The sequence below is a fragment of the Streptomyces sp. NPDC086077 genome (assembly GCF_040686175.1).
GTDB lineage: Bacteria > Actinomycetota > Actinomycetes > Streptomycetales > Streptomycetaceae > Streptomyces.
On the sequence record NZ_JBFBJT010000283.1, the window covers coordinates 1 to 3995 of the forward strand.

Sequence of the window (3995 nt, forward strand, 5' to 3'; positions counted from 1 at the left end):
CGTCACTTGACCGATCAGTCCTACCTCTGAGTAGCCCCCCGCTCATAGGGTGTTCCCATGATGGTCCCCGCGGCACTGTTGCTGCTCGGCGCCCTGACCGCCGTCCTGGCTCCGCGGCTGCTCGCCCGGGCCGACTGGCCGGACCGCGAACCCGTGGTGGCCCTGTGGGTGTGGCAGTGCGTGGTGGCGGGCGTCCTGCTGTGCTGCGCGCTGTCGATGACGCTCAGCGCCGCGGTGGCCTGGCACGTGGTGCGAGGCCACGTGTTCGCCCCGGCGCCGCGCGCGGTCGTCGAAGCGTACGCGCTGGGTGTGGCGGTTCCCTGGGCGGCGGCGACCGCGCTGGCGCTCGCGTGCGGCGCGGCGTGGAGCGCGGCGATGCTGGTGCGGGAGGTCGTACGGGCCCGTGCGCTGCGTCGGCGGCGGCGGGCGGAGCTGCTGGTCCGGGCGCCGCTGCTGCCCGGCGAGGAACGGGGCGACGGGCGCCTCGTCGTCCTGGAGGGTGAGCGGCCGGACGCCTGGTGGCTGCGGGGGGCGCCGCCCCGGCTCGTCGTCACCACCGCGGCGCTGCGCCGGCTGAGGGGTCGGCAGCTGGACGCCGTCCTCGCGCACGAGCAGGGCCACGCGCGGGCCCGGCACGACTGGCTGCTGCACTGCTCCGCGGCGCTGGCCGGCGGATTTCCGCAGGTGCCGGTGTTCGCCGCCTTCCGTGACGAGATGCACCGGCTGGTCGAACTCGCCGCGGACGACGTGGCCTCCCGCCGCTTCGGCCGGCTCACCACCGCTCTCGCACTGGTGGAACTCAACGAGGACCGTGGTGTGTTCGGTCGCGGCCCGGCCCCGCACGCGCACGTGCCCCAGCGCGTGCACCGTCTGCTCGCTCCCCCGGCCCGCCTCACCGCGGGCCGCCGGCTGCGCCTGACGGCGGCGGCCGCCCTGGTGCCGGTGGTGCCGGTGCTGGTGGCGTTCGTACCAGGTCTGCGGGCACTGGGGTAGCAGCAGCCACGCCCGGGGGTCGCGGTGCCCGCCGGACACGCGCATCGAACCTACGGTGATATCAGGCCTTCCTCTGTCCCGGAACCCTCGGACAGTGGCCTCCAGCCCCAAGAGCCGGTAAAGATCTCACCATGCACAACCAGTCCGTCGACTCCCCGCCCCGTGCGTCCGAGCCCCGCACGGCCGTCCGTGCCGCGATCGCGCTGGCGCTGGGTTCACTGCTGCTGCTCCTCCTGGTCGCCTCCGACTGGGGCCCCCTGATGACCTTGGATCGCGTGGTCGCCCGGACCACCCACGGCTGGGCGGTCGAGGAATCCGGGCTCACGCACGCGTGCCGGATCCTCACGGACTGGGTCTGGGACCCGCTGACGATGCGCATCCTGTGTGCGGCGGTCGTGCTGTGGCTGGTGCTGCGGCGCTCGGCGTGGTGGACGGCGCTGTGGCTGGTGGTCACCGTCGCGGTGACCAGCGGGGTGCAGCAGGCCATGAAGGCCGCCGTCGGCCGTGAACGGCCCGAGTGGCCCGACCCCGTCGACTCGGCCCATTACGCGGCCTATCCGTCCGGCCACGCCATGACGGCCACAGTGGTCCTGGGCCTGCTGCTGTGGCTGCTGCACCACTACGGCGCCGGCCGCACCTGGTTCCGTACGGTCCTCGTCGTGGCCGTGTTCTCGGTGACCGGCGTCGGAGTGACCCGCGTGTGGCTCGGCGTGCACTGGCTGACGGACGTGGTCGCCGGCTGGCTCCTCGGCGCGATGGTGGTGGCGCTGGCGGTGACCGCCCACGAGCGTCGACATCCCTGATCACGAGGCGTGCGCCGAGTCCTCCGGGCCTACGTCGTTCCCTGGCGACGTTCCCCGGACGGCGTTGCGCGTCGGCCCCTAGGATCACCGGATGACCGCCGTTCTCTTCGACTTCTCCGGAACTCTCTTCCGTGTCGAGTCCACCGAGGTCTGGCTGCGTGCCGTGCTCGCCGAGGCCGGAGTGGATCTCGCAGAGCCCGAGTTCACCAAGGTGGCACGGGCCCTGGAGGCAGCGGGCGCGCTGCCCGGCGGGGCGCCCCCGCAGCACGTCCCGGCCGAACTCGCCGAGGTGTGGGAGATACGCGACCACACCCCCGAGGGGCACCGGGCCGCCTTCACCGGCCTCTCCCGCCAGGTGCCGTTGCCCGACCCCCGCCTTCACGACGCCCTCTACGAGCGCCACATGACACCGGGCGCCTGGACGCCGTACCCGGACGCGGCCGAGGTGCTGGGCACGCTGCGCGCACGCGGGATCGGCGTCGGCGTGGTCAGCAACATCGGCTGGGACCTGCGCCCGGTCTTCCGCGCGCACGGGCTCGATCCGTATGTGGACACCTACGTGCTGTCGTACGAGCACGGCATCCGCAAACCCGATCCCCGGCTGTTCGAGGTCGCCTGCACAGGCCTCGGCGCCGATCCGCGGGAGGTGTTGATGGTCGGTGACGACCGGCGGGCGGACGGGGGCGCGGCGACGCTGGGCTGCGCGGTGCACTTCGTGGACCATATGCCGACCGACCGACGGCCGGACGGGCTGCGTCCCGTGCTCGCCTTGGTGCGCTGATCGCGCACGAACACCGCCCACCCCGGACGATCCCCCGCGTCGCCCGGGGCAGGACGGCACCGCCGGAAACGGCTACTCATGGGCCGGTCCGGACGCACTGAGTATAGTTGGCTGGCAGCCAGTCAACGCAGGAGTTACAGCATGACCCCCCGTAGCGCCTCGGTCAATGAAGAGTTGCGGCGGCGTTCCCGGGAACGGCTTCTGCAGGCGGCGGTCGAGCTGGTGAGCGAGCGCGGATACGAGGCGACGACGCTCGCGGACATCGCGGACCGGGCCGGATCGGCGCGCGGACTGGTGTCGTACTACTTCCCGGGCAAGCGCCAGTTGGTGCAGTCCGCCGTGCACCGGCTGATGCACCGCACCCTGGAGGAGGCGCTGGAGCGCGAGCCGCGCACCCAGGACGGCCGGGAGCGGATGGCGCGGGCCGTAGACGCGATCCTGGGGCTGGCCCGGGACCGGACGGTGCTGATGCGGCAGCACATGGCGGGGCTGCTGGACACCGAGGGTTTCGTGCAGTGCCCCGAGCAGCAGCGGCTCGCCGAACTGCTGCGGGACACCGTCGCCCGGTACGGCTCCCGTGACACCGGGACCGACTATCCGATGCTGCGCGCGCTGCTCATGGGCGCGGTCTACGCGATGGTGCTGCCGAACGTCGGCATGCCCGTCGCTCCGCTGCGCGCCGAGCTGTTCCGGCGCTACGGCCTCGACCGGGAGCAAGGGCTCCCGCCGGACACCGAGGCGCCCGGCGGGAGGTGCGACGCGGATGTGTCGCGCTTCTTCGCGACCGGGGCGGGTGACACGTCAGGTGCTGCCGCGCCACCCGCCGACGATCAGTCGAAGTAGTCCGGCTGTGTCTGCACGTTGAGTTCGCGCAGCTTCACCCATCGCGCGGGATCCGTGCGCCGGTCGTCGAGCTTCAGGACGTCGAAGCCCTTCACCATGTCGTTCGAGTAGATGTAGCCGTTGTAGTAATACGCCGACCAGGAGCCGCCGCCCGTGAGTTGCTCGGTGCTGATCGGGCCGCGTTCGAAGTAGGCGATCTCCCTGGGACGGGCCGAGTCCGTGAAGTCCCAGACCGAGACGCCGCCCTGATACCAGGCCTGCACCATGATGTCCCGGCCCCTGACGGGGATCAGGGAGCCGTTGTGGGCGACGCAGTTCTCGGTGTCCGCCTGGTGCCGGGGGATCTTGTAGTAGCTGCGGAAGACGAGCTTGCGCCGGTCGCCCTTGCCGACGAGGTCGTAGATGCCGTCGGCGCCCCGGTTGGGGCCGATCTGCGCGTTGCAGGTGGCCGCGCCGCCACCGCCCAGCTCGTCGGTGAAGACGACCTTGTCGGCCCTCTGGTTGAAGGTCGCCGAATGCCAGAACGCGAAGTTCACGTTGTCCTGGACGCGGTCGATGACCTTCGGGCGTTCCGG

At 72.0% G+C, this 3995-nt stretch carries 4 protein-coding genes and 1 pseudogene; 4 read left to right on the plus strand and 1 reads right to left on the minus strand.

The genetic code is table 11. The annotated features are described in order from the left end of the window. The first annotated feature begins 57 nt into the window (after positions 1–57). From AB0O67_RS36840 to AB0O67_RS36855, 4 genes are all read left to right on the plus strand, one after another. Positions 58–993 (plus strand): M56 family metallopeptidase, encoded by a 936-nt coding sequence (locus AB0O67_RS36840; protein ID WP_365460322.1) that lies wholly within the window; start codon positions 58–60, stop codon positions 991–993. Between the two features lie 131 nt (positions 994–1124). After that, positions 1125–1796 carry a phosphatase PAP2 family protein gene (locus AB0O67_RS36845; protein ID WP_365460325.1) on the plus strand — a complete coding sequence of 224 codons (672 nt, stop codon included), beginning with the start codon at positions 1125–1127 and terminating at the stop codon, positions 1794–1796. Between the two features lie 91 nt (positions 1797–1887). After that, a complete protein-coding gene (locus tag AB0O67_RS36850; protein WP_365460328.1) occupies positions 1888–2577 on the plus strand; it encodes an HAD-IA family hydrolase in 690 nt (229 codons plus the stop codon). A 141-nt stretch (positions 2578–2718) separates the two neighbouring features. Continuing rightward, positions 2719–3420 carry a helix-turn-helix domain-containing protein gene (locus AB0O67_RS36855; protein WP_365460331.1) on the plus strand — a complete coding sequence of 234 codons (702 nt, stop codon included), beginning with the start codon at positions 2719–2721 and terminating at the stop codon, positions 3418–3420. Here the strand turns inward: AB0O67_RS36855 and AB0O67_RS36860 are convergent. After that, positions 3408–3995: pseudogene (locus tag AB0O67_RS36860) on the minus strand (hypothetical protein); the annotation flags it as partial. The gene AB0O67_RS36855 and the pseudogene AB0O67_RS36860 sit on opposite strands and share 13 nt — an antisense overlap.

Excerpts from the sequence above, each read along its gene's own strand:
- AB0O67_RS36840 (WP_365460322.1), top strand. The coding sequence starts at position 58 with ATGATGGTCCCCGCGGCACTGTTGCTGCTCGGCGCCCTGACCGCCGTC.
- AB0O67_RS36845 (WP_365460325.1), top strand. The coding sequence starts at position 1,125 with ATGCACAACCAGTCCGTCGACTCCCCGCCCCGTGCGTCCGAGCCCCGC.
- AB0O67_RS36850 (WP_365460328.1), top strand. The coding sequence starts at position 1,888 with ATGACCGCCGTTCTCTTCGACTTCTCCGGAACTCTCTTCCGTGTCGAG.
- AB0O67_RS36855 (WP_365460331.1), top strand. The coding sequence starts at position 2,719 with ATGACCCCCCGTAGCGCCTCGGTCAATGAAGAGTTGCGGCGGCGTTCC.